Origin of the sequence: Olsenella sp. HMSC062G07 (assembly GCF_001811895.1) — a bacterium.
Lineage (GTDB): Bacteria > Actinomycetota > Coriobacteriia > Coriobacteriales > Atopobiaceae > Olsenella_F > Olsenella_F massiliensis.
The window spans coordinates 17,319-40,861 of the sequence record NZ_KV806951.1; the positions used below are offsets into that span (position 1 = coordinate 17,319).

The following is a 23,543-nucleotide window of genomic DNA, read 5'->3' on the forward strand; positions in this document are numbered from 1 at the left end:
CGCCAGGAGGGACGCATGAGCTACTACATCGGCCTGGACAACGGAGGCACCGCGACAAAGGCGGCGCTCTTTGACGAGACGGGTGCCCAGCTGGCCGTCTGCTCGGTCGCCACCTCCTCCCAGACGCCGCGGCCCGACTTCGTTGAGCGCGACATGGAGGAGGTGTGGCGGGCAAACTGCGCGGTCCTGCGGGGCGTCCTCAAGGATGCCGGCATCCCCGCGCAGGCCGTCGCAAGCGTTGGCGTCTGCGGGCACGGAAAGGGGCTCTACCTGTGGGGCAAGGACGGCGCGCCCGTCCGCCCCGCGATCTCGTCCACCGACAATCGCGCCCACGAGTACGTGCGCGCCTGGCGGGCCGACGGCACGGAGCGGCGGGCGTTCGCCCTGTCGTGCCAACACGTGATGAGCTGCCAGCCCGTGGCGCTTCTCGCCTGGCTCAAGGACCATGAGCCCCAGGCATATGCCAACATCGCGTATGTGTTCGAGTGCAAGGACTACCTGAGGTTCCGCCTCACCGGCGAGGCGCGCGCCGAGCTCACGGACTACTCGGGCAGCGGCCTCATGAACCTCCACACCAAAAAGTTCGACCCCGAGCTGCTTGCCCTCTTCGGCATCGAGGAGGTGAGTGGCGCCCTCCCGCCGCTCTGCTCCTCCGTCGAGATCGCGGGCGTGGTGAGCGAAGAGGCCGCCGCACAGACGGGGCTCGTGGCGGGCACGCCCGTCATCGGCGGCTTCTTTGACATCGACGCCTGTGCGCTCGCCTCCGGCGTCGTGACGGGTGACCTCGTCTGCATGATCGCCGGCACCTGGTCCATCAACGAGTACATCCGCGACGCCCCGGTCCTCGACGGCAGCGTCGCCATGAACTCCCTGTACTGCCTGCCGGGCACGTACCTCATCGAGGAGTCGAGCGCCACGTCGGCGGGAAACAACGAGTGGTTCATCCGTCGGCTTCTGCCCGAGGTGGCCCAGGAGGCGAAGAACGCGGGCAAAAGCGTCTACGAGGTTGTCAACGACTGGGTGGCCGAGGTCGGCCCCCACTGCTTCGTTCCCACGTTCCTGCCCTTTCTCATGGGTTCCAACGCCCACCAGAACGCTCGGGGGACCTTCGTGGGACTTGACGTCTCGCACGACCGGCGCCACCTCGCTCGCAGCGTCTACGAGGGCATCACGTTCTGTCACCGTCAGCACCTCGACCGGCTTCTTGCCTCAAGAAAGGACGCTCCGCGCGCCATCAGGCTCTCGGGGGGAGCCGCGCGCTCCGAGGTCTGGTCCCAGCTCTTTGCCGACGTCATGCAGCTTCCCGTCCAGACGGTCCTCGCCGACGAGGCGGGCGCTCTGGGCTGCGCTATTGCCGGCGCCGTCGCCACGGGCCGCTACGCGAGCATGGAGGAGGCCGTCGAGCGCATGGTGGGCGTGGGCAGGACCTTCTCGCCCAACGAGGCGCTCAGAGATACGTACGAGCGCAAGTACGCCGTCTATCGGAAGGCCGTGGCATGCCTGGACGGGCTGTGGGATGACATGGAGGCGCTGGCCGACGAGGCCGACCATGCCAGTCAGGCCGGCGGAGCCATGGCGTAGCCGCCCCTCTGACGTTCCTCAGCCCTTCGCCGCAGCCCCGCACTTGCGCCCTTTTGTGGCCCAACCATGCCACAGGGGACCGCGCTCAGACGGCTAAAGGGTAAAATGGGGCCGACGTAGTCGTTGCGTGCGAGCCGCCCGCGACCGAGAAAGGACGACACGATGATGCTCAAGGAACTCAGGGAGAAGGTCTACGAGGCAAACATGGACTTGCCTCGGCACGGTTTGGTGGTTTTTACCTGGGGCAACGCTTCGGAGCTGGATCGCGAGAGGGGCCTTTTCGTCATCAAGCCGTCCGGCGTGGACTATGAGAGCCTCAGGCCCGAGGACCTCGTGGTGTGCGACCTCGAGGGCAAGGTCGTCGAGGGCGACCTTAACCCCTCCTCCGACACGCCCACCCACGCCCTCCTGTATCAGAGGTGGGGAGACACCGTGGGCGGCGTCGTTCACACGCACTCAAGCTGGGCGGTCGCCTGGGCGCAGGCCGGCAGGGCCATCCCCTGCTACGGCACGACGCACGCCGACTACTTCTATGGCGAGGTGCCCTGCATGCGGGGGCTCACCCAGCAGGAGATCGAGGAGGCCTACGAGCTTAACACGGGCAAGGTCATCGCCGAGGGCTTCGAGGGCAAGGACCCCCTGGCCCAGCCCGGCTGTCTCGTGCGCAACCACGGCCCCTTCGCCTGGGGCAAGGACGCGGCCGACGCGGTCTATCACGCCGTCGTCCTCGACGAGGTGGCAAAGATGGCCGCCCGCACCGAGCTTCTCGCACCTCAGGCGGGCCCTGCCCCCCAGTATTTGCAGGACAAGCACTACCAGCGCAAGCACGGCCCCAATGCCTACTACGGCCAGAAGTAGGCCGCCGAGGCACGGCGCGCGGCAGCTGTTTCGAGAAAAACTGAGGGGGGCGCTGGCCGTGGGCGAGGGTCGGCGCCTTCTCCTTCGAGGGGAGAGACCATGACTAAGACCTATCAGCTGGGGCTGTACGAGAAGGCCACGCCCGCGGGGCTCAACTGGGAGGAGCGCCTGGGGGTGGCGGCCTCCTGCGGCTTTGACTACCTTGAGATTTCAGTGGACGAGACTGACGCGCGTCAGGCACGACTCGACTGGACGGCCCAGGAGCGCGCTAAGGTGGTCCAGGCGGCACGGAACACGGGAGTTCCCGTGGGGTCGATGTGTCTCTCGGGCCATCGCAAGTGGCCCCTGGGCGCCAAGGACCCCCAGAAGCGCGCCTACGCCCTGACGATGATGGACAAGGCGCTTGAGCTCGCCTGCGATCTCGGCCTGCATATCATCCAGCTGGCGGGATATGACGCCTACTACGACGAGGACGCCTGGGGGGAGTCCGAGAGGTACTTCTCCGAGAACCTGGCCAAGGCCACCGAGATGGCCGCCGCCGGCGGCGTCGTCCTGGGGTTTGAGACCATGGAGACGCCCTTCATGGACACGGTCGGCAAGGCCATGAAGTACGTCGACGAGGTCGGCAGCCCCTTTTTGGGCGTGTATCCCGACGTGGGCAACCTCACGAACGCGTCTTTCATCTACGGGACGCCCGTGGCCGACGACATCGCGCTGGGCGCGGGGCACATCTTTGCCGCGCACCTCAAGGCCACCAAGGCGGGACACTACCGCGACATGCTCTTTGGCGAGGGCACGACCGACTACGAGGGCGGGCTCTCGCAGCTCGTTCCCCAGGGCGTACGTCGCTACGTGTGCGAGATGTGGTATCTGGGCTCCGACGCGTGGAAGGACGACGTCGCCCATGCCTCCGCCTTCTGCCGCGAGAAGATCGAGGCGGCGCTGCGCGCTGCCGCGGCCGTCGCGGCGGCGTAGGCCCGATGCGGCGTAGGCTCGCTCCTGACGGCTTGTACGGACATGCGGCGCCAATTTGGTACCTATGGCCCCCGCCACTGCCGGCGGCCCGTCTCGACACGATACAATGGTCATAAGTAGGTTCCAACGGCTCAAGAGGTGAAAGGAAGCACGTCATGAAATTCTTCGTCGATACCGCCAACCTTGACGAGATTCGCCAGGCGGCAAGCTGGGGATGCCTCTCGGGCGTCACCACCAACCCGTCGCTCTACGCAAAGACGGGAGGCAAGCTCGCCGACTTCGAGGGCCACATGGTCAAGATCTGCGAGATCTGCGAGGGGCTGCCCGTGTCCGCGGAATCCACGGCCGAGACCACGGAGGAGATGATCAAGGAGGCCGAGCACCTTGCCTCCCTGGCTCCCAACATCGTGGTCAAGCTGCCCGTCACCGAGCAGTCGCTCCCCGCGATTCACCACCTTGCCCTTGAGGGCATTCGCGTCAACATGACGCTCGTCTTCTCTGCCCCCCAGGCGCTCCTGGGCGCCCGCGCCGGCGCGCGCTACATCTCGCCCTTCGTCGGGCGCTTTGACGACATCGGCGACGAGGGCCTGGACCACCTGGAGGAGATCGTGGACGCCGTCCACAACTACGATTATGGCTACTGGGACGAGGAGGGCGGTCCTGAGATCATCACCGCGTCCGTGCGCACTCCTCACCACGTGACCCAGGCGGCCCTCATGGGCGCCGACATCGCCACCGTTCCCTTTGGCGCGCTCAAGAACTGCGTCCATCATCCGCTCACCGACCGCGGCCTGGAGCTCTTTGCCGCCGACTGGGCAAAGGTCACCGGCGACGCCAAGTAGGCATGGCTTGCCTTGGCGGCAGGGACGAGTGCCCTGCCGCCTTCTCTTTATCGCCCGCTTTCTCAAGGACAAGGAGACGCAATGACAGATGACGAGCTCAGAAAGGTTGCCAAGGAGATTCGCAAGGGCATCCTCACGGGCACGCACGCGGCGAAGTCGGGGCATCCCGGCGGCTCGCTCTCCGCGACGGAGATCTTTACCTACCTCTACTTCGAGGAGATGAACATCGACCCGGCAGAGCCCGCCAAGCCCGACCGCGACCGCCTGGTCCTCTCGAAGGGACACACCGCGCCCGGCCTGTACGCCACCCTCGCGGAGCGCGGGTTCTTTCCCAAGGAGGAGCTCACGACCCTGCGCCACGTTGACTCGCGCCTGCAGGGCCATCCCAACATGAGGGACACTCCCGGCGTTGACATGAGCACGGGCTCCCTGGGCCAGGGCATCTCGGCGGCTGTGGGCATGGCGCTCTCCGCGAGGATCTGGGGCGACGACTGGCGCACCTACGCACTCTGCGGCGACGGTGAGATAGAGGAGGGCCAGGTGTGGGAGGCCGCCATGCTGGCGGGCAATCATCAGCTGGACAACCTGTGCGTCATCGTCGACCACAACGGCCTGCAGATCGACGGCACCCTCGAGGAGGTCAACTCCCCCCAGCCCATCGGCGACAAGTTTGCCGCCTTCAAGTTCCACGTGATCGACGTCGCCGACGGAAACGACATTTCCCAGCTGCGCGAGGCCTTCGCCGAGGCGCGCGCCACCAAGGGCAAGCCCAGCTGCATCGTCGCCCACACGGTCAAGGGCAAGGGCGTCTCGTTCATGGAGAATCAGGTCGGCTGGCACGGGAAGGCCCCCAATGACGAGCAGTACGCCCAGGCCATGGCCGAGCTTGCGAAGGAGGACTAGCAAGATGGCAGACGTTCAGAAGATCGCAACGCGCCAGAGCTACGGTGCCGCCCTGGTGGAGCTTGGCGCCGCCCATGACGACTTCGTCGTCCTTGACGCCGACCTTGCCGCGGCGACGCAGACGGGCAAGTTCAAGGCCGCCCATCCCGACCGCTTCATTGACGTGGGCATTGCCGAGCAGAATCTCATGGGGGTCGCCGCGGGCATCGCCACGACGGGACGCAAGGTCTTTGCGAGCACCTTTGCCATGTTCGCCGCCGGACGCGCCTTTGAGCAGGTGCGCAACTCCATCGGCTATCCTCACCTTCACGTGGTCATCGGCGCCACGCACGCCGGCATCTCGGTGGGCGAGGACGGCGCCACGCACCAGTGCAACGAGGACATCGCCCTGATGCGCACCATTCCGGACATGACGGTCATCGTGCCGGCGGACGACGTCGAGGCGCGCGCCGCAGTCGTCGCGGCATATGAGGCCGATGGCCCCGTCTACCTGCGCCTGGGCCGTCTTGCCGCCCCCGTCATCCATAGCGAGGGCTATCAGTTCCAGGTTGGCAAGGGCACCGTCGAGCGCGAGGGCACGGACGTCACCGTGGTCGCCTGCGGCCTGGAGGTGGGCTTTGCCCTCGAGGCGGCCGAAGCGCTCGCCGGCAAGGGCGTAAGCTGTGAGGTCATCAACATGGCGACGGTCAAGCCCCTCGACGAGGAGCTGCTTGTGGCCTCCGCCACGAAGACGGGTCGGGTCGTGACCGTCGAGGAGCACTCCGTCATCGGCGGTCTGGGCGACGCGGTGTGCGGGACGCTTTCGGCCCTTCGTCCCACGCCCGTCAAGAAGGTGGGCATGTACGACGTCTTTGGCGAGTCGGGCCCCGCGCTCGATCTGCTCCACAAGTACGGCCTCGACGGCGAGGGCGTCGCCAAGGCCATCGAGGCGTTCGTCCGCTAACGCCAACGTCGCACCGCTTTCGCACATGACGGCGGGAGCGAGACGACGTGGGGCCAGCTGTCCCGACTGCCGCCGCGCCACGTTCGTATGAGGGCGGGGCCGCCCCACCTGCAGTGGGAGCGGCCCCTCCTCCGCGCGTGCCGCTCGTCTGTGTGTGACGTGCAAATTCAGGGCACCATGAGACGCTTTGCTACAATACGTTCGAATCTGTCAGTGATTGCTACGTAGAATCAGGAGCACTTGTGGCCAACCATTTTCGCAGCAGCGAGCGGCCGGGAGACCGTGGGGACGCGTCGTCGGCGCCCCAGGCGCCCGCGCAACGACAGGGCGACGGCTCCGTGCTGGACGACGAGCTTGAGGCGGCCATGGCCGCCGTACGCTCCTCGGCGTTGTCCGGGGGCACGGCTCCTATCAGCGAACCGGAGTTCATAAGCGCCGCAGGGCCCGACGTCCGCCCGACGGGCGACGTGGGTGCGACCGACGTCCGCCCGGCAGGGGAGAACTCGCTTGACCTTACCGACGAGTCCACGGCCCTTCAGGTCGCGGATGACGAGTCGTCGGTTGACGTCCAGGGCGACGAGAGCGTCTTCTCTCCCATGATCGCCGGAGACGCGCCCACGATTGACCGCACCGGGACTCCCACCATCTCGCTCAGGAACGCGACGCTCATCTATCCCGCCCAGCCCAACAAGCCGGCGCTCGAGGACGTGAGCCTGGACATCTACCCGGGCGAGTTCGTCTTCGTGGTGGGTCATTCCGGATCGGGCAAGTCCACGTTCCTCAGGCTCGTCACACGCGAGCTCAAGGCCACGAGCGGCCAGGTCATCGTGGCAGGCCAGAACCTCACGAAGCTCCGCAATCGTAAGGTGCCGTACCTGCGGCGCCAGATTGGCACCGTGTACCAGGACTTCAAGCTTCTCCCTGACAAGACGGTGTACGAGAACGTCGCCTTCGCCCTCGAGTGCATCGGCAAGCCGCGCTCGGTCGTCAAGGTGCAGGTGCCCGAGGTGCTGCGCCTGGTGGGCCTTGCGGAGAAGATGGACAACTATCCCGATCAGCTTTCCGGCGGCGAGCAGCAGCGCGTCTCCGTCGCCCGCGCCATGGTCAACAGGCCCCCGCTCCTCGTGTGCGACGAGCCGACGGGTAACCTTGACCCCGCCATCTCACTGGGCATCATGAAGCTGCTCGACCGCATCAACCGTGCGGGGACCACCGTCGTCATGGCGACCCACGACCGCGAGATGGTCGATTCCATGCGCAAGCGCGTCGTCGCCCTTGAGGCGGGACACATCGTCCGCGACCAGGAGAGGGGAGGCTACGGTTACTATGGTGCCCTCTAATCTTGGTTACTCCCTGCACGAGGCAGGACGTCACTTCCGTCGTAACTGGTCTACCGTCATGGGTGCAATCGTCACCATCTTTCTTTCGCTCTTTGTGATAGGGCTCTTTGCCGTTGGGTCCGTGCTGCTCAACCGCATCGCGGGCAACGTCGAGGACCAGGTCACCATCCAGGCCTTCCTCTCGGACGGTGCCAACAAGGCCTCCGTTGACGCGTTTCAGCAGAAGGTCCAGGGATGGGAGTACGTCCAGGGCGTCACCTACAAGAGCAAGGAAGAGGCCCTGGAGAGCTACAAGCAGAAGATGAGCAACAAGAACGCCAGCGACGTCGTCGCCGCCCTCGACGGCGACAACCCCTTGCCGGCCTCGCTCGTCATCACGCTGTCGGACCCGAGCAAGGTCGAGAGCGTCGCGGGGAACCTCACTGCCGACGCCGACTTCAAAGGCATCGCGGACGACGCGAACGACCCCTCGCAATCCGTCCAGTACGGGCGCGAGACGGTGAAGAAGCTGCTGAGCGTGACCTACTACCTGCGCGTTGGCACGGTCGTGCTCGTCGCGTTGCTGGCGTTCATTGCGTTCGTCTTCATCAACAACACCATCCGACTGGCCATTTCCGCGCGCCGCCGCGAAATTGCAATCATGCGGCTGGTGGGTGCATCCAACGGCTTCATCCGTGGGCCGTTTTTGGCCGAGGGCATGCTGGAGTCTCTGATAGGGTCCCTACTTGCCATCGCCGTGCTGCAGGCGGGCGTCTCGATCGTGCTGCCCAGGCTGCAGGCCGGCCTGACCTTTCTGTCGTTTGACGTTCCCGTTTCCATGCTGGTGCTGACCTATGCGGCGCTCGTGGCGATTGGCTGCCTCCTGGGCCTGTTTGGCTCGGCCATCGCCATGAGGCGCTACCTCAAGGTGTAGGCCTAAGGAGTCTGACGGCACCCAGCCGGGGCCTTTGCCCTAGCGTGCGCTTTGGGCCGACGCGGCATCCCCGCGCCGGCCCATTTTATGTCTGATACTTCGGGGGTCTCGTTCAAAGCGTACGTTTGGACGGGCCTTACTAATCGAATCCTGGGAAAACGCAAAAGCTGGCCATCGCGACGCACACGTTAGCCGAGGGTGCCGAGCATCCGGCCGCGCGCCGGGCCGCCCGTAGCCAAAACACGACATTTGTGTCAAAATCGCAGGCTTTGGGCCGGGATTCTGACACAAATGTCGTGTTTTGGCTAAGCCCCGCGGCCCGGCAAGACGTTGCGCCCGGGCCTGCTCCGACGCGTCCCACGTTCGACGCATTCTATAGAATGATGATGACGCCCGTCCCGGCGGACGACCCGGATGGCCCGGTTTGAGGGAAAGGTGGCATGACATGTCCAGAGGCACCTCACGGCCGCGCGGTTCCCGCAGACGCAAGCGCAGCGCGGGAACGCGCAAGCGTCCGCCGCTGGCACAAGGCGTCATCCGCGTCTCCCGTTCGGGCTCTGCCACGGTAGAGACGACCGAGGGTCGCTTTCCCGTCGTGCGCGGCGGCGTGCGAGAGGCCATGAGCGGTGACACCGTGCAGGTGAGCCTGTCTCGACCCCGTCGCGGCCAGGAGCGCGTCGCCCGGGTGCAGCACGTGATCGAGCGCGCCTGCCAGTCCTTTGTCGGCAGCTACGGCACGGCCGACCCCCTTGGCGTGGTCGTGCCTCTTGACGTGCGTCTGCGTCGCAACTTCTTTGTGACGCCCCAGGATGACTGCGCCCGACGCCTTGGCGTTCACGCGGGCGACGTGGTGGTGGCTCGCATCCTCGAGTATCCGGGTCGAGCCTCCGCGGGCATCGTCACCATAGAGCGTCGGGTCGGGAGCCGGGATGCCTTGGACATCCCCATAGAGTCGGTCATCGCCTCCTATGACCTACGCACCGAGTTTCCCGACGCGGTCCTGGACGAGGCTCGGGCGTTGAGGGATGACGTGACGGAGGCCTTCGCGGCCCCCGATCGGGAAGACCTTCGCAGCCACTGCGTCGTCACGATCGATCCGGCCGACGCTCGCGACTTTGACGACGCCGTCGGCGCCTGCAGGCTTGAGGACGGTTTTGAGCTTGAGGTCCATATCGCGGACGTGAGCCACTACGTGGCGTGGGGCTCGTCCATTGACAATGAGGCCAAGCTGCGGACCTGCTCGGTGTATCTGGCCGACCGCGTCATCCCCATGCTGCCCGAGCGCCTGTGCAATGACCTGTGCTCGCTGAGGCCGGCCGAGGACCGCCTGGCGTTGAGCATCCTCATGCGTCTGGGCGCCGACGGCAGGCTTCTGGACGTCCGCGCCACGAGGTCGGTGATCCGCTCCGATGCGCGCCTGACCTACGGGCAGGCAGACGCTCTGCTGGAGGGCAGGCTGACGGCCGAGGACCTTCCCTGCGCCGCCGACCTGGCCCAGGCCGTCGCCACGTCAATCGCCGTGCTCGACGAGATCGCCCGCCTGCGTCTGGGCATCCGGCACGACCGCGGCGCCATAGACTTCCTGAGCAGGGAGGCAAAGGTCACGCTGGACGACAGGGGCCGTCCCACGGGGGTGGTCGTGCGCGAGCGGACCCGCGCCACCAGCCTCATCGAGGAGGCCATGCTCCTTGCCAACGAGGGCGTCGCCAAGATGCTGGCGGACGCCGACGTCGAGTGCGCATATCGCGTCCATGAGCGGCCGTCTCCCGAGGCGCTCAAGGCGACGCTGCCCGCCCTCCAGGAGCTGGGTCTGGCGCAGGGGTCGTTGGGAGACGCGCTTGCGGCGGGTAGCCCCGTGGCAATTCAGCAGGTGCTTGCGGACGCCCGCTACGGCGACGGCGAGTTCCTTGCAAACTCGCTGCTGCTCAGGGCCCAGAAACGCGCCATCTACCTGCCTCACAACGAGGGTCACTTCGCGCTGGGCGCAGACGCGTACTGCCACTTCACCTCGCCGATTCGCCGCTACCCCGACGTCACGGTCCACCGGGCGCTTTTGGCCTACCTTGACGGGACGCTCGACTCACGGGAGCAGCGGGAGGTGCGCCTGGCGCTCGCCCAGATCTGTCGCAGCTGCTCGGACCGCGAGCGGGCCGCCGACGGGGCGTCGCGAGACTCCCAGAGGGTCAAGATGGCCGAGCTCTTCCAAGAGCGGCTGGGCCAGAGCTTTGCCGGCGTCGTCGTCGGGGTCGAGCGCTACGGCCTGTTCGTGATGCTCGACGACAGCTGCGCGGAGGGGCTCGTCCCGGTACGCGCGCTGGGTGACGAGTGGTTTTCCTACGACGACGCGCGCATGACCCTCACGGGCGAGGAGAGCGGCATGACATGGCGCGTGGGTGCTCGCCTTGAGGTCACGGTGACGGGGGCCAGCCCCGAGCGGGGCCAGATCACCTTTGCGCTGACGCCGCGACGCCAGGCTGCCGCTCCTGCCTCCCCGGCGCCCGGGGGCTTCTCGCACCCCTAAAGGGGTAGGCTACTACATGCACGTGTACGCACATGACGCCGCAGGTCCGAGGGAGGGCAGCGTGGGGCTAGACAACGAGCGCGATGAGTCGGCGATGTCGGAGCGACTCCAGGTGGCGGAGGGCTACCTGATGCAGGGCGAGGCGGACGCCGCCTGCGACCTGCTGGCACGGCTTGCCGCCGACGTCGAGGAGTACGTCAGCGAAAACTGCCCCTCGTCGGACGAGGAGGAGTGGTTCAGCTTTGGCTCCGACTTCGAGAGGGTCGCCTATCGCCGGGTGTCAGGCGACCGACGCACCCTGCATGACGTCGGCGAGCCCATCGACCGTCTCTACGGCGATCTGGGGCTTGCCCTGGCGCAGCAGGGGGACCGCGAGCTTGCGGTGACCTCGCTCAAGCGGGCCATACGTTGGAACCCCATGGACGTTGACAACTACCTGCGCCTTTCGAGCCTGTTGCGCCAGGCGGGCGACGTCGAGGGCAGCGTGCAGCTGGCCTATGAGACCTTTGAGCGCGCGAGCGACCCCGCGCAGCTGGTCCAGGCGTACCTCATATTTGCGAACTTCTTCCGCGAGCTGGGACGCGCAGGCCATGGGGCGGCCTGCCTGCGGGCCGCGCGACGTCTCATGCCGCACAGCGAGGGGCTTGCATCGACGATTGATCAGCTCAGGGGCAGCGACCTTGACCCAGACTCCCTGGATGACGCCGAAGAGGCAAGGCTCCTGGATGACGCGCGCATCCCGCGCGGCGCCAACATCGAGGTCGTGATCGAGTTGCTGTCGTGCGCGCTCACGGCGGAGCTGGCCGGCAACGAGGAGGCCCGGACGTCCTTCGTGCTCAGGGCGCGCGGCCTCTCAGACGATCAGACGGTCGAGGGCATCCTCGCCGAACTGCGCAAAAGTGACGAGGAGGACGCTCATGGCCAAGGGTAGGCCCAGCGTCGTCGCTCAGCCCAAGGCGGGCGGCGGGCAAGGCGCTCGCGTTCGTCAGAAGAGGACGATCGCCCACAATCGCGCCGCCCGACACAACTACGAGATCGAGGAGACCTGGGAGGCGGGCATAGAGCTCACCGGCACCGAGGTCAAGAGCATTCGTGAGCGCCCGTGCCAGATCAGCGACTCGTTCTGCATCGTGCGCGGCGGCGAGCTCTTTCTCGTGGGCGTCCACATCCATCCCTACTCCAACGGCGGCGTCTGGAACGTCGATCCGGACCGTCGTCGGCGCCTCCTGATGCATCGCCGCCAGATCGCCGCCATCGACCAGCGCATGAAGACCAAGGGCGTCGCGCTCGTGCCCCTGGAACTATACTTTGACGAGCGGAATCGCGTAAAGCTTCGCGTTGGCATGGGCCGAGGCAAGAAGCTCTATGACAAGCGTCGAGACATGGCCAAGCGCGACACGGAGCGAGAGGTGCAGCGCGCCCTCAAGGCTCGCGTGCGCTAGTGCGTCATATTGGGACGGTCCGTCCGGGCCGCAGGGAAAGGAAGGAAGCGATGGCGACAGACGAGCTCTTTGACGAGAGGGCACTGTTCAAGTTCACGTCGGGCCTTTATGTGGTGTCGGCGGCCGACGGCGACGAGGTGGGGGCCTGCATCATCAACACCGGCCTCCAGGTGACCAACAAGCCGTTTCAGGTCGAGGTCGTCGTCAACAAGGAGAACCACACCGAGCAGGTCATAGAGAAGGCGGGGCACTTTGCCCTCTGCCCGCTCACGCAGGACGTCGACATGCTCTACATAGGGCGCTTCGGCTTCAGGTCATCCGCTGACATTGACAAGTTCGACGGCGTCAAGACCGAGACCACCAGCCTGGGCGACCCCTATGAGTGCGAGCACGCGGCGAGCGTCATCGCATGCGAGGTCAGGCAGACGCTCGACGTGGGCACCCATATGATCTTCGTGGGCGAGGTCAAGGAGGCGAGGCCGCTCTCTGACGTGCAGCCCCTTACCTACGGGTACTACCACACCGTGCTCAAGGGCAAGACACCGCCCAAGGCTTCATCCTACATCGGGTAATATGAAGGCAGCATGAAAGGGGACGGTGCCGGAACCCGCAAATGGGTACCGTAGCATCAGGCCCGCAGTGTCCGGCGAACTTGGCGCGCAGAGGGCGCGCCTCCATGACATACGAGAGGAAGTAACATGGCCGAAGAGAAGAAGACGTACAAGTTCCGCTGCCTGGTCTGTGGCTACGAGACCGAGGTTGACACTCCCGAGCTGCCCGAGGACTTCGTCTGCCCCGTCTGCGGCGTCGGCCCTGACCAGTTCGAGCTGGTCGAGGAGTAGCCTGCCCGGCGCATGAGGCGCCGGCGTACGGAAGGAAGAGGGGGCCTGCCGCGCGCGTGCGCCGCAGGCCCCTTCGCATGCGCCTACAATGGGCTGGCGGCCACGCAGGGGTCGGCAGCCATGCGTGGGCGGCGGGGCGCGATGACGTACTGTCAACGAGAAGAGGTGCGTGCCGGTGAGGCATGCGACGCAGACATCCGAATCCATGGAGCTTGCCGTCTTTCTGGCCCTGTCGGGAGGCGTCATGGACGCCTACTCCTATAGTGCGCGCGGGCACGTGTTCGCCAACGCCCAGACGGGCAACATGCTGCTGCTTGGCGTGGGCCTGTCGCAGGGAGACCTGGGAGGCTGCCTGCGCTACCTGCTGCCCGTCGTGTCGTTTGCCCTGGGCATCGCCGCGGCCCATGCCCTCAAGCTGCGCGCGCCAAAACGTGCCCTGCATTGGCGCCAGATCGTGCTCGCGTACGAGATGCTGCTGCTCGTCTGTGTGGCGGCCCTGCCCGAGTCCCTCAACCTCCTCGCCAACAGCCTGACGTCGCTCGCCTGCGGCATGCAGGTGCAGGCGTTTCGCAAGCTCCACGGTCATGCGTTTGCCACCACGATGTGCATCGGCAACCTGCGCAGCGGCACGCAGGCTCTCGTCTCATTCCTGCACGCCCGCGAGAGGCGCCACCTTGAGACGGGGCTGCTGTATTACTTCGTGATCGCGTGCTTCGTACTGGGGGCCGTCCTGGGCAACCACCTCGTCGGCCCCTGGGGGCTGCAGGCCATCCTGGCCAGCCCCGTCCTGCTCGCGGTGGCGTTTTTCCTGATGTTTCGCGTACGCTGACGGCGGGGATGCCCCGGTCGACCAGATGTGCGTCGTGTGTTCTCGCGATGCGCGGCAACGGCGGCCGACACTTGGGTATACACGAAGTAGGTCGAACCTTAATGCCCCCGGGGGCGGAAAGAAGGTCACTATGTCCAACGAGAAGATTGACGCCAAGGTTGACGGTGCCATCGGCAGCGTCAAGGAGGGCATCGGCAAGGTCGTGGGCGACACCAAGCTCCAGTCCGAGGGCGTCGTCGAGCAGGCCGGCTCCAAGGCGCGCGAGCTCGTCGAGGATGCCAAGGGTGCCGTTGAGGGCATCGCCGAGGGCGTTGACAAGCTCGTTCACGGAGACAAGAAGTAAGCTCTGACATACATGCGCGCGAGAGGGGACGAGGCGACGTCGGTCGTCTCGCCCCCTTTTCATAGGCGCGTGCGCGTCGCAAGGCGGGCGCATCCGCGCCTGGTGTCGGCCGTCACAGGTGGTGTGGCATGGACTTTTGCACACGCCTTCTGTCGCGACGGGTCATTGGGTAGAATGATGACGTGAGCCTCGCCGCGAGCGGCTCATGACGGTACGTTGACATTCGCATGGTGGCAGTGACCCCAGAATCCGTGGGGGTGACTGGTTTCGACAGGGTATGTCTGAGGTGGGCAGCAGGCCGTGGTCTCCTCGCCACGTTAAACAGGGGTACCGTCAAATTGAATTGACGACAACTCGTATCAGGGCTCTTACGCCCTCGCCGCTTAATTAGCTAGCGGCCGTCAACCCGGGGGATGCTCCCGACCCCGGCGCGACGTCATCTAAGGGAGACGCCCGTGCGGACGTCGTTGGTATGCCGCACGTCAAGACCGAACCAACTGGGGCGCGGTGCGCGGGTCACGAGGCGCGCCTCGCCTAAGATGCAACACGTGACTGAGCTTGGAGACACCTGCCAGGGATGTGCTTTGGACCGGAGTTCGATTCTCCGCACCTCCACCAAAAGAGGAAGCGTTGAACTCTATTTTATTAGGAATGAGTTGGCGCTTGTATATAGATTTGCGGATGATTATTGACCGCATATGACGCTCTAGGAAGGCCGTAGAGCGACTTTAAGAACTTAGGCGAGGATTACCTCATCTAAGTTCTTTTTGTGTCTTAAAACGGCTATATGAGCCGCAAATTGTTTGAGTGATGTGGGTCGGGACGGCTGCGCCGTCCGCGACATTTTAGTTGGGTCGGACAACTGCGGCGCTTCGCGTCTCCGTTGTCCTCAAGACAGTAGACACAGGAAGGGATGACATGCGTGAGTGTGCTCCTTTTTAATCTGTCGCCTGTCTAAATCTGGCGGCCGCAAGGCCGCCCTATCTTGCATTGAGGACGCGTTAGCGTCCGAAATGCACCTTGCCATACGACATGCGAAAAGAGGCAAAAAAACGTGAATCCTCATAAACGAATGCATTCGCTGACCACTTGACCACAAGAAAAATTGATGTGGTCAGGGTTGTGGTCAGCATTTTGGACTTATTTATGAGGATAAACTTTATTTCTGACCACATGACCACATCATTAGGCACTTTTTTATAAAAATTTGAAACGTGTTATAAATGCATATATAAAATAAAAAAAGTCGGTTTATATGTGGTCATGTGGTCAAGTGGTCAAAATGAAAAAAATCCCCTCGTAAACGAGCGTAAATTTTTCAAAAAAGCTGACCACATACTATTTTGATGTGGTCACACATGTGGTCAGCCTCCAGCTGTCGTTGGTGTGCTCTTCTGGCTATCCCACCAGAAGCTATAAAAATATTTTTGCTTATTTTTGCTCATATATGAGGGGAACAGCCTTCTGACCTGCTGAAATGCGAATATTTACCTTGCGTTTTAGTTGTTGATGGAGTATTATTGAGTATGATAAAGAAAGACTCAGCACCCGTCCCGTCTTCGATGCGGGGTAACTGTCGGGAATAAGAGTCGAGCGCAAGGCGGAATACCGCCGAGCGTCGCAGGTGAAATAACGACGAACGAAGCTCCTGCCAAAACCAGAGATAGACATGACTTTCTGTTGTGTCCGCTTCTGGTTTTGGCAGGGGCTTTTTTGTTTGTCCAAGATGTTGAATCAGGAGGTATGGGACATGGAGGAGAAAAGCAACAAGAAGGATTTTCTGAACACGTATGAGGCGGCTGACAGGCTGGGCGTGGCCCCCGCCACGCTTCGCACGTGGAGGGCACAGCACAAGGGGCCTGTGTTCTACAAGTTCCACCGTGCGGTCTTCTACAAGGCAGAAGACCTGAACGCATGGATTGACAAGCATTACAGGGCTGTAATGCCGAAGGATTGAGGAGGTGATATTTCATGAGCGGCATAAAAAAGACAGCTCCCGCGCCTTGTCAGCAAAGGGAACTGTCCCATCAACATATATAAATAATAACGCGATTCCACCCGTATATCAAGCACCAGATAAGTCTACGCATAAGGACTGGACGATGGGCCGTGGCTACCCGTCCGGTAATCAGGGGGATGTGTACAACCCCGCCTATCTCTATGGTGGCGAGAACTATCACAAGGCACTGCACGACGCGGTGACCTATGCCTTGCGTGCACGAGCAGGAAAGAGCCTGTCCGAGCTGTCCGAGGACGTGGTCAAGACCACGAACGACCTCATCAAGTGGGTTCGCATGAACGAAGCGCCGGGCAATCCCGAGCCGGACAAGAAATACGGTCGCAGCATCCGCAACTGGGCGCTCGTCAAAAGCATCGACCCTGTGCAGGCGGCAGAGCTTGTGTTCGCGTGCGAGTACATCCGCATGGTGTGCACAAAGGAGACCATCGAGAAGGAGACGTCAGAGGGCGTGTTCGCTATGTACGAATGGTCAGAGGGCATCTACCATGAGATTGGCGACGGACAGATAGACGCATGGTGCCATGAGATAGCAGGTGCTGTGAACGGCAACTGGAAGAAGAACTTCGTCCAGAAGCTTCACGACATGGCGTCCCGCCGCGAGAACCGAGTCTGCGAGTGCGATGACCCAGACCTGGTCTTCATGGCAAACGGCATCTGGGATTATGAACATGGTCTCATGCTGGATTTTGACCCGGAGATTGTGGCTCTCAGAAAGAGTGCTGCTGCTCTTCCTGCTGCAGAACCACCAGTTCCCGTACACACGATGCCTGATGGCACTGTAATTGATTTTTGGCAGTTGTTGGACTCCTACGTGCCGTATGAGGGCGGACGTGACCTTCTGGTCAAGGTGGCGGGGGCATGTCTTCGCAGCTACTACAACTGGCGTGTTATGGTGACCGTCTACAACAAGACGGGTCACAACGGCAAGTCTACGTTCCTTGACTGTCTCAAGGCGATGGTTGGGTACGACGGTTGCATGACATCGAGCCTCGCTCTGCTTGCCGGAGGCGGCGACGGCGGACGTTTCGGCGTGTCTAATATCGTCGGTGTCTCGCTCATTACGTGCGAGGACTCCGATTCCGGTTCGTATCTGAAGGACAACTCCCGTCTGAAGTCCATCATTTCGCACGACGCCATAGGCGTTGAGCGCAAGAACAAGGGCATGTTCGACTACACCCCGCACGCATTGATTGTCTGCGCTGCCAATGACATCCCCAAGACGAGGGACAAGGGCGACGCGTGGCTGGACAGGAACATCTACGTTCCGTTCACGGGTCAGTTCATTGGCAAGGCAGACGACAAGACAATCCGCTCCGAGTGGGTGGTGTCCAAGGAGTTCTGCGAATACATGGCCTATCAGGCGCTCGTGAAGTGGGACTGGTACTACGAGCTTCCGGAGCCTGAAGAGGCAGTTCAGCTCAAGCGTGAGTGGGTGCTGGGGAACGACACGGTTGCCGAGTTCTGGGAGGACTTCAAGGACTCCGTGCAGGCGGATTTTGTGCCCAATGACTACCTGTCCGAGCGCTATGCCGAGTGGTTGCGCACAGAGCATCCTGGCATGACGTCGCCTATGAGCAACAAGGCTCTGGCTTCACGTATTGCCGAACTTGCGTGCTCCGACGGTGAATGGATGCAGGACAAGGGAGCAGATGGGAAAGTTCTCAAGACACCGTGCGAGAAGTGGTGCCCGAGACTTTACGTGAACGATGTCTATAACCGCCCGAGACGGCGACGCGGGCTCTACCGCACGAAAGTCTTCGAGTACTGCCGTGCCCACAGTACGACACCAGCAGACCTCGGAAGCAGCTACGAGGCCGTGAGGGCGTCGCTCGGGATTGCAAATCGAAGTGGCGATTGATTGGAAGGATGAGGTGACGATATGAGAGATTTCGATGCGGAGCTGAAGAAGCTCCAAGAAAAAGCGAACGAGGTGCGCAAGGCGAAGGCCATGGCACAACGAAGAGTCGATGAGAGGCTTGGGAAGGCGCTCAGGGACATGTTCCCTGACGTGCCGGACGATGCCTCGATGCTTCGGGAGTACCTCGAAAACTGGAAGGATGCGCCTGTCGCTTATCCTGAAGTTTCGAGTGCGACCGACGCTGACGAGTATGTGTTCTCAGGCACAGAAGGTGGCGAGACAACATACGAGTCCAGCGGGGAGTCAAGAGGGGCGCAGCGCCCTCTTGGCCAGGAACTTATCGCTAGATAAGTCCGGAGGGTAGATATTCGCACTTGACTACGACAATTCTTTGATATGGGTGCGAGTAGGTCTTATATGGCGGGGCTACCACGAAGGGAATGCCCCTGCCTAAAAATCATGAGTGACACAGACGAAGGAGGTGTCGAAAATGGGAATCAAAGTCGGAATGCCGATGTTGAAATTGAAGAGAGGTGCCGCGAGCGGAAAGCACGCTGGCAACCTCAGGGCGATAGCTATGGAAGCGGGAGAGGAAAGGGCGTCGAAGACGAAGAATCTCGACCCTTCCAAGAGCGACCTCAATCTCCATCTCGGCCCCTACTCAAAGGGGTGGAATGCCACACAGGCGATAGAGGAAGAAGTTGCAGATTACGAGACGGAGTACAAGAAGACGTCGTATCTCGGAAGAGGTCTGAGGTCGGATGCAGCTGTAGCAATAGCACTCATCGTCAAGCCTGACGGGGAGTGGATAAATTCTCAGACGCCAGAGGAACAGGAGAGGTTTTTCTCTGACTCGTATGAAGTTCTGTGCGAGCTTGGAGTTGTGCGGGATGAGGATGTGCGCATGAGGGAACGCCACCTCGACGAGGGAGCGCCTCACGAGCACATCATCTCGATGGCGTACGACAAGGATGGCAAGCTGGCAGGCTCACGCGTCGTGAACCTGAAGACGTTTGCCAAGCTCAACCGTGACTACCCGAAGCGAATGAAGGAGAAGGGCTGGCCTGTCGATGAGCTGAAGGCGTATGACCCCGAGGCGGTCAAAGACATGACTGACGAGGAGAAGAGGGCGTATAAAGAGGAGCACATCCAGAATAAGCAGACGAAGCGTCACGGTCTGTCGGCGAACGAGTATGCGGCCATGAAGGAGGCGGAGAAGGCAAACGAGCTGAGGCACGCGTTGGATGACGAGAACCAGAGGCTGACAGGTGAGGTCAACGAGAAGATAGGCGACCTTGAGGACGTGCAGGAGCGAGTCGCGGACGCAGAGAATGAACTGGCAGAGCTTGAGCCAAAACACGCGCAGGCAAAGAAGGATATTGAGGAAGCTGACAAGAAGAAGCATGAGGTGTTCGAGACGACATATGCCCTCAAGAACGCCATGGGGATGCCCGAGATATACAACGACAAGCAAATCATCGCGAACGCCAAAAGGTGGGCTGACGACCTGACGGAACGCGAGAGTGAGATTGCCCGCCAGAAGGCCGTAAACGACCGCAGAGCGCATCTGATTGCCGACAAGGCAAAACAGGTCGATGAGCTGTTGAAAGATGCGCAGGAGATGGGTTCTGCGCCCTCTGGCTTCACCCAGTTCGTCATCGACAAGGTCAAAGAGAAGTACCCGAACTTCTACGCAGGCTGCGAGAGGGCATGGCAGACGATACAGAACAAGAGGGATGCCAGCAAGGACCGCGCACGTCGCCTTATAGACATGGTGGCCGAATGGGACAAACCGAAGGACGACGAGGACTAGTATTACTAAACCTTATGTAAGACTTATTGCATTTAGAGCTGTTCCATGGCATAATAGGTTCATATACGAGCGGTTTTGTGCGAGGTGACCCCATGGAAAGCAAAGAGAAGAAAGAGAAGCGCGTGTCCGTGTCTATATCGCTCAAGGACAGCGAGCGTGATGAGCTTAGGGGCTGTGCCGAGAGGTACGGCCTCTCTCTGTCTGCGTTCCTGCGCCTTGCGGCGAAGGAGTATGTAGATAATCGCAACTCGATTCAAGAAGGAGAATAACAAATGCCAACAATCTATACCACGAACGAGTGGAAGGGCTATGGCAAGCAAAATTACTACTGGAATGAGTACAGACTCGAGGGGAGCACAGTCACAAAATATAAGTGCCATCGACAGAAGTTTTTTGATGGACATGAGAATAATTGGGACCGCGAGGAGACGGAAGTTGAGTCTTGGTCTGTAGACGACCCGAACATGCCCGAATGGCTACATCAGTACATCAACGATTAGGAAAAATATTTAAGGAGAACTTTTATGAGTAGATATGCAATGTGTCCTGAATGTGGGCACAGGATGAGACGTGTGCTTGATTCTTGGGGTAACTGGGACGGAGAAACGTACCAGTGCGATTACTGTTCTTCAGGGTATGCGGATGATGAGGAAGATAGCGAAAGTTTGAGCGTATATGATGCCGCGCTGATTTGGGCTTCAAATGGCAAGGATGAGGATTACACGTTCGGGTATTCAGAAGATGAGCTAGAGGATGCGCTGTAGGCGATAGCAACTTAGCAATGAGCAAACAATTCAAGCAAAACGACAACAACCTCGCCATAGCCTACTATCGCTTCTCTTCCCACAGTCAGAACGAGGCGTCGATAGACCAGCAGCGGGAGCAGGCACAGGCGTTCGCCAAGGCTCACGGGTACAACATCGTGAAGGAGTACGAGGACGCCGCCATGTCGGGCACGACAAGCGACCGTCCGCAGTACCAGCTCATGCTCTCCGAGGTGGGCACGATAAGGCCGGCCGCCGTCATCCTGTGGAAGACGGACAGGCTGGGGCGTGACCGTTTCGAGCTTGCGGACGCGAAACGGCGGATTCGCGACGCGGGATGCCGTATCTGCCTCATCGCAGAGCCCACGCCAGATGACTCGCCGGAGTCGGTGCTCATGGAGACGATGATGGAGGGCATGGCCGAGTTCTACTCAAGGCAGCTGTCCGTCAACATCAGACGTGGCATGACCTACAACGCCGAGCACGCCTTCTACAACGGACACAGGGTGTGGGGCTACGGCGTGGACGATGAGAAGCATTACGTGGTGGATGACTCTGTTGCCCCTTTCGTGCTGGACATGTTCACGCGCTATGCCGACGGGGAGGCGATGCAGTCCATCTGCGACGACTTCAACGCTAAAGGGCTTCGGACGACGCGCGGAGCGCTCTTCAGTGTCAAGACCATGAACAAGCTGCTCAAGAACAGAGCCTATATCGGCGAGTATCGCCACGGTGGCATTACCGTCGAGGGCGGGATGCCTCAGATTGTGAATGAGGAGCTGTTCGACAGGGCACAGAGGAGGCTTGCCGAGAACAAGCGCAACGGCTCAAGGAGAAAGGCGAGCGCACAGGCGCAGGATGCGCCACGCTACTGGCTGACGGGCAAGCTCTACTGCGGTGAGTGCGGAGGCTCCATGCAGGGCGTCTCTGGCACGAGCAAGACGGGAGCCAAGCACTATTACTACTACTGCAAGGAGCAGAGGGCGAAGAGGTGCACGAAGAGGCCTGTGCGCAAGGAGTGGCTAGAGGACGCCGTCACGGGCGTTCTCAAAGGGCTTCTGGACGACAGTGAGAATCTTGCGTCCATCGCCGTTGACGCGGCAAAGTATTATGAGGATAATTACAAGAGCACCGAGTATCTCTTCAGCCTTGAGCAGCAGCGCAGGGACGTTGAGAAAGGGCTTGCCAACTTCGTCAAGGCGATAGAGGCAGGAATATTCAACGAGGCCACGCAGAGGCGCATGGCAGAGCTTCAGGAGCGAAAGGACGCCCTGAACGACGCCATAGAGGCTGAGACGGTCAGGCAGTCGCTTTTCGAGGGCGAGCACTCGATAAGGGCGTACTTCGACAAGTTCCTTCATGCAGACTTTGACAATCCAGAGGTGAGAGATTCCGTTCTGGAATACTTTGTCGACAAAATCTACCTGCATGAGGACAGGCTCGTGGTGACGTCTTGGTACTCGGAGGACAACCGCGAGGTTCCTATGGAGATATCGAACGGGGAGATGGAAGACCCTTTTGCTGAAGGGGAAGCCGTCAAGTTCGATTGCTTCCCCTTTGGCTCCACCAAATAAGGAAGCATATTTTGATAGAATAATATGTTTCCTTTTTCATTGCCGAAAAGCCTTGATTTCAAGGGATTTCAGCTTTTTAAGGCATAAGTTAGCCAGCCCCGGAGTCGTTTCCGGGACGGGTTTTTCTCGTTTTTTATAGCCTGTGTGGGCTGGCTTAAAAGTAAAGGTTTGCTTTTTAGGTAAAGGTTTGCTTTGTGGGTATATCGTTTGACTTGCTTTATGGAGGAATCAAATGGCATCCTTTATACATGCGGCACAGGCTGTGAATTCGCAGAACGGCAAGGTAAAACTCGTCTGCCAGTTCAAACTTTGTTCAATATGTAGTCTGTAAAGTGTGTAATAATACAATATTACATGTTAGACATGACTAACTAAAATTTGAGGTGATTGAATATGATTATGCATGATTGGAACAGCGAAAAGAAAGATGTCATTCTGCTGATCCATCCGATGCTTTCGTCAGCAAATGGAATGAAGACTTATGTTGCCGACATTATCGGAAATGAGTACCGCTACCTCGCACCCGATCTTTCCGCACATGGTGATGCAGTGAAAGACACCTTCAAAAGTGCTTTAGAAGAGGCAAAGCAAATTCATGATTATCTGGGCAAAAATCAGATTATGAAGCTTAAGCTTGGTTTCGGAGCCTCCCTGGGAGGCGTGATTCTTTTGCAGCTTCTCAAGTATGACGATATTCAGTTTGAGCATTTATTCTTTGAGGGAATGAGCTTTTACACTAACGCGAAACTTCCGGAACTGATCCTCAGATCCGTATTTCTGAAAAAACATAAAAAGGCCGTAGCAGATCCGGCGCTCAGCGTAAAAAGGATGTCTTCAATGTTTGGAACAGAAGCCGCTCCGCTTCTGGCAAAGCATTTTATCGCCATGAGCGAGGAAAGCATAAGGAATATTGTTCACGACTGTGCATTCGTGGAGCTGCCGCCATTGTCCGATATGATGCAGAAGAAATGTATGTTTGCCTATGGTGATAAGGATTTCGATTACAAGAAGGCAAGGAGGATGCTCCGGAAAACATATCCTCATGCAGGAATGAAAGTGTGGGGAGGCTACGGGCATTGTGAGAGGATGACGAAGGATCAAGAAGGTTATTGCCATGACATTGAAGACTATATTCGTGCATAAATACAATGCGAGATGAGGTTTTCAATGAAGAAAGAAAAA

24 protein-coding genes and 1 other RNA gene are annotated in these 23,543 nt (G+C 60.8%); all 25 read left to right on the forward strand.

From position 1 onward, the window contains the following. Window positions 1–15 precede the first annotated feature (15 nt). The 25 genes from HMPREF2826_RS03315 (at window position 16) to HMPREF2826_RS03425 (ending at window position 23,504) form a co-directional block, all read left to right on the forward strand. Window positions 16–1,581, forward strand: a complete 1,566-nt coding sequence (locus HMPREF2826_RS03315) for an FGGY-family carbohydrate kinase (protein ID WP_070639200.1) — start codon at window positions 16–18, stop codon at window positions 1,579–1,581. A gap of 162 nt (window positions 1,582–1,743) precedes the next feature. Next, complete coding sequence (locus tag HMPREF2826_RS03320; protein WP_210388960.1) at window positions 1,744–2,439, forward strand: L-ribulose-5-phosphate 4-epimerase; 696 nt, start codon at window positions 1,744–1,746, stop codon at window positions 2,437–2,439. A gap of 99 nt (window positions 2,440–2,538) precedes the next feature. After that, entirely contained in the window at window positions 2,539–3,414 is an 876-nt protein-coding gene (locus tag HMPREF2826_RS03325; RefSeq protein WP_070639202.1) for an L-ribulose-5-phosphate 3-epimerase, read from the forward strand. A gap of 155 nt (window positions 3,415–3,569) precedes the next feature. Continuing rightward, window positions 3,570–4,256, forward strand: coding sequence for a transaldolase family protein (locus HMPREF2826_RS03330; RefSeq protein WP_058270581.1), 687 nt, complete (start codon window positions 3,570–3,572; stop codon window positions 4,254–4,256). Window positions 4,257–4,337: 81 nt separating this feature from the next. Beyond that, window positions 4,338–5,159 carry a transketolase gene (locus tag HMPREF2826_RS03335; protein WP_070639204.1) on the forward strand — a complete coding sequence of 274 codons (822 nt, stop codon included), beginning with the start codon at window positions 4,338–4,340 and terminating at the stop codon, window positions 5,157–5,159. A gap of 4 nt (window positions 5,160–5,163) precedes the next feature. Then, a complete protein-coding gene (locus tag HMPREF2826_RS03340) occupies window positions 5,164–6,102 on the forward strand; it encodes a transketolase family protein (RefSeq protein WP_070639207.1) in 939 nt (312 codons plus the stop codon). 242 nt (window positions 6,103–6,344) lie between these two features. Then, entirely contained in the window at window positions 6,345–7,442 is a 1,098-nt protein-coding gene (gene ftsE, locus HMPREF2826_RS03345; protein WP_070639209.1) for a cell division ATP-binding protein FtsE, read from the forward strand. After that, window positions 7,429–8,355: a permease-like cell division protein FtsX gene (gene ftsX, locus HMPREF2826_RS03350; protein WP_070639211.1), complete on the forward strand. Its 927-nt coding sequence runs from the start codon at window positions 7,429–7,431 to the stop codon at window positions 8,353–8,355. Before ftsE ends, ftsX begins: the two co-directional genes overlap by 14 nt. A 445-nt stretch (window positions 8,356–8,800) precedes the next feature. After that, on the forward strand, window positions 8,801–10,876 hold the full coding sequence (gene rnr / locus HMPREF2826_RS03355) for a ribonuclease R (protein WP_070639213.1): 2,076 nt from the start codon (window positions 8,801–8,803) through the stop codon (window positions 10,874–10,876). A gap of 61 nt (window positions 10,877–10,937) precedes the next feature. Next, entirely contained in the window at window positions 10,938–11,807 is an 870-nt protein-coding gene (locus HMPREF2826_RS03360; protein WP_168163973.1) for a tetratricopeptide repeat protein, read from the forward strand. Then, window positions 11,794–12,318 (forward strand): SsrA-binding protein SmpB, encoded by a 525-nt coding sequence (gene smpB / locus HMPREF2826_RS03365; protein WP_083307224.1) that lies wholly within the window; start codon window positions 11,794–11,796, stop codon window positions 12,316–12,318. Before HMPREF2826_RS03360 ends, smpB begins: the two co-directional genes overlap by 14 nt. Window positions 12,319–12,368: 50 nt before the next feature. Then, window positions 12,369–12,890, forward strand: a complete 522-nt coding sequence (locus HMPREF2826_RS03370) for a flavin reductase family protein (RefSeq protein WP_070639215.1) — start codon at window positions 12,369–12,371, stop codon at window positions 12,888–12,890. 126 nt (window positions 12,891–13,016) lie between these two features. Beyond that, window positions 13,017–13,160 carry a rubredoxin-like domain-containing protein gene (locus tag HMPREF2826_RS03375; protein ID WP_058270589.1) on the forward strand — a complete coding sequence of 48 codons (144 nt, stop codon included), beginning with the start codon at window positions 13,017–13,019 and terminating at the stop codon, window positions 13,158–13,160. Window positions 13,161–13,329: 169 nt separating this feature from the next. Continuing rightward, the gene (locus tag HMPREF2826_RS03380; protein ID WP_371440568.1) at window positions 13,330–13,989 is read left to right on the forward strand and encodes a YoaK family protein; all 660 of its coding nucleotides are present in this window, start codon (window positions 13,330–13,332) and stop codon (window positions 13,987–13,989) included. A gap of 130 nt (window positions 13,990–14,119) precedes the next feature. Continuing rightward, window positions 14,120–14,332: a CsbD family protein gene (locus HMPREF2826_RS03385; RefSeq protein WP_070639219.1), complete on the forward strand. Its 213-nt coding sequence runs from the start codon at window positions 14,120–14,122 to the stop codon at window positions 14,330–14,332. A 253-nt stretch (window positions 14,333–14,585) separates the two neighbouring features. Continuing rightward, window positions 14,586–14,950: a transfer-messenger RNA gene (ssrA, locus tag HMPREF2826_RS03390) on the forward strand. Between the two features lie 1,132 nt (window positions 14,951–16,082). Next, window positions 16,083–16,289, forward strand: coding sequence for a helix-turn-helix transcriptional regulator (locus HMPREF2826_RS03395; RefSeq protein WP_070641068.1), 207 nt, complete (start codon window positions 16,083–16,085; stop codon window positions 16,287–16,289). Between the two features lie 145 nt (window positions 16,290–16,434). Then, window positions 16,435–18,210 carry a phage/plasmid primase, P4 family gene (locus tag HMPREF2826_RS03400; protein ID WP_070639222.1) on the forward strand — a complete coding sequence of 592 codons (1,776 nt, stop codon included), beginning with the start codon at window positions 16,435–16,437 and terminating at the stop codon, window positions 18,208–18,210. 21 nt (window positions 18,211–18,231) lie between these two features. Then, window positions 18,232–18,561 (forward strand): hypothetical protein, encoded by a 330-nt coding sequence (locus HMPREF2826_RS03405; protein WP_070639224.1) that lies wholly within the window; start codon window positions 18,232–18,234, stop codon window positions 18,559–18,561. A 139-nt stretch (window positions 18,562–18,700) separates the two neighbouring features. Next, window positions 18,701–20,023 (forward strand): plasmid recombination protein, encoded by a 1,323-nt coding sequence (locus HMPREF2826_RS03410; RefSeq protein ID WP_070639226.1) that lies wholly within the window; start codon window positions 18,701–18,703, stop codon window positions 20,021–20,023. A gap of 92 nt (window positions 20,024–20,115) precedes the next feature. After that, window positions 20,116–20,292, forward strand: a complete 177-nt coding sequence (locus HMPREF2826_RS09245; RefSeq protein ID WP_148138321.1) for a ribbon-helix-helix domain-containing protein — start codon at window positions 20,116–20,118, stop codon at window positions 20,290–20,292. 3 nt (window positions 20,293–20,295) lie between these two features. Further along, window positions 20,296–20,523, forward strand: coding sequence for a hypothetical protein (locus tag HMPREF2826_RS03415; protein WP_070639230.1), 228 nt, complete (start codon window positions 20,296–20,298; stop codon window positions 20,521–20,523). A 24-nt stretch (window positions 20,524–20,547) separates the two neighbouring features. After that, complete coding sequence (locus tag HMPREF2826_RS09050; RefSeq protein ID WP_148138322.1) at window positions 20,548–20,787, forward strand: hypothetical protein; 240 nt, start codon at window positions 20,548–20,550, stop codon at window positions 20,785–20,787. Between the two features lie 17 nt (window positions 20,788–20,804). Then, entirely contained in the window at window positions 20,805–22,361 is a 1,557-nt protein-coding gene (locus HMPREF2826_RS03420) for a recombinase family protein (RefSeq protein WP_070639231.1), read from the forward strand. Between the two features lie 393 nt (window positions 22,362–22,754). Beyond that, a complete protein-coding gene (locus HMPREF2826_RS03425) occupies window positions 22,755–23,504 on the forward strand; it encodes an alpha/beta hydrolase (protein ID WP_070639232.1) in 750 nt (249 codons plus the stop codon). Window positions 23,505–23,543 lie beyond the last annotated feature (39 nt).

What these genes read in the sequence shown, in the direction of transcription:
- HMPREF2826_RS03315 (WP_070639200.1), top strand. Translation starts at nt 16, where the DNA reads ATGAGCTACTACATCGGCCTGGACAACGGAGGCACCGCGACAAAGGCG.
- HMPREF2826_RS03320 (WP_210388960.1), top strand. Translation starts at nt 1,744, where the DNA reads ATGATGCTCAAGGAACTCAGGGAGAAGGTCTACGAGGCAAACATGGAC.
- HMPREF2826_RS03325 (WP_070639202.1), top strand. Translation starts at nt 2,539, where the DNA reads ATGACTAAGACCTATCAGCTGGGGCTGTACGAGAAGGCCACGCCCGCG.
- HMPREF2826_RS03330 (WP_058270581.1), top strand. Translation starts at nt 3,570, where the DNA reads ATGAAATTCTTCGTCGATACCGCCAACCTTGACGAGATTCGCCAGGCG.
- HMPREF2826_RS03335 (WP_070639204.1), top strand. Translation starts at nt 4,338, where the DNA reads ATGACAGATGACGAGCTCAGAAAGGTTGCCAAGGAGATTCGCAAGGGC.
- HMPREF2826_RS03340 (WP_070639207.1), top strand. Translation starts at nt 5,164, where the DNA reads ATGGCAGACGTTCAGAAGATCGCAACGCGCCAGAGCTACGGTGCCGCC.
- ftsX (WP_070639211.1), top strand. Translation starts at nt 7,429, where the DNA reads ATGGTGCCCTCTAATCTTGGTTACTCCCTGCACGAGGCAGGACGTCAC.
- rnr (WP_070639213.1), top strand. Translation starts at nt 8,801, where the DNA reads ATGTCCAGAGGCACCTCACGGCCGCGCGGTTCCCGCAGACGCAAGCGC.
- smpB (WP_083307224.1), top strand. Translation starts at nt 11,794, where the DNA reads ATGGCCAAGGGTAGGCCCAGCGTCGTCGCTCAGCCCAAGGCGGGCGGC.
- HMPREF2826_RS03370 (WP_070639215.1), top strand. Translation starts at nt 12,369, where the DNA reads ATGGCGACAGACGAGCTCTTTGACGAGAGGGCACTGTTCAAGTTCACG.
- HMPREF2826_RS03375 (WP_058270589.1), top strand. Translation starts at nt 13,017, where the DNA reads ATGGCCGAAGAGAAGAAGACGTACAAGTTCCGCTGCCTGGTCTGTGGC.
- HMPREF2826_RS03385 (WP_070639219.1), top strand. Translation starts at nt 14,120, where the DNA reads ATGTCCAACGAGAAGATTGACGCCAAGGTTGACGGTGCCATCGGCAGC.
- HMPREF2826_RS03395 (WP_070641068.1), top strand. Translation starts at nt 16,083, where the DNA reads ATGGAGGAGAAAAGCAACAAGAAGGATTTTCTGAACACGTATGAGGCG.
- HMPREF2826_RS03400 (WP_070639222.1), top strand. Translation starts at nt 16,435, where the DNA reads ATGGGCCGTGGCTACCCGTCCGGTAATCAGGGGGATGTGTACAACCCC.
- HMPREF2826_RS03405 (WP_070639224.1), top strand. Translation starts at nt 18,232, where the DNA reads ATGAGAGATTTCGATGCGGAGCTGAAGAAGCTCCAAGAAAAAGCGAAC.
- HMPREF2826_RS03410 (WP_070639226.1), top strand. Translation starts at nt 18,701, where the DNA reads ATGGGAATCAAAGTCGGAATGCCGATGTTGAAATTGAAGAGAGGTGCC.
- HMPREF2826_RS09245 (WP_148138321.1), top strand. Translation starts at nt 20,116, where the DNA reads ATGGAAAGCAAAGAGAAGAAAGAGAAGCGCGTGTCCGTGTCTATATCG.
- HMPREF2826_RS03415 (WP_070639230.1), top strand. Translation starts at nt 20,296, where the DNA reads ATGCCAACAATCTATACCACGAACGAGTGGAAGGGCTATGGCAAGCAA.
- HMPREF2826_RS09050 (WP_148138322.1), top strand. Translation starts at nt 20,548, where the DNA reads ATGAGTAGATATGCAATGTGTCCTGAATGTGGGCACAGGATGAGACGT.
- HMPREF2826_RS03420 (WP_070639231.1), top strand. Translation starts at nt 20,805, where the DNA reads ATGAGCAAACAATTCAAGCAAAACGACAACAACCTCGCCATAGCCTAC.
- HMPREF2826_RS03425 (WP_070639232.1), top strand. Translation starts at nt 22,755, where the DNA reads ATGATTATGCATGATTGGAACAGCGAAAAGAAAGATGTCATTCTGCTG.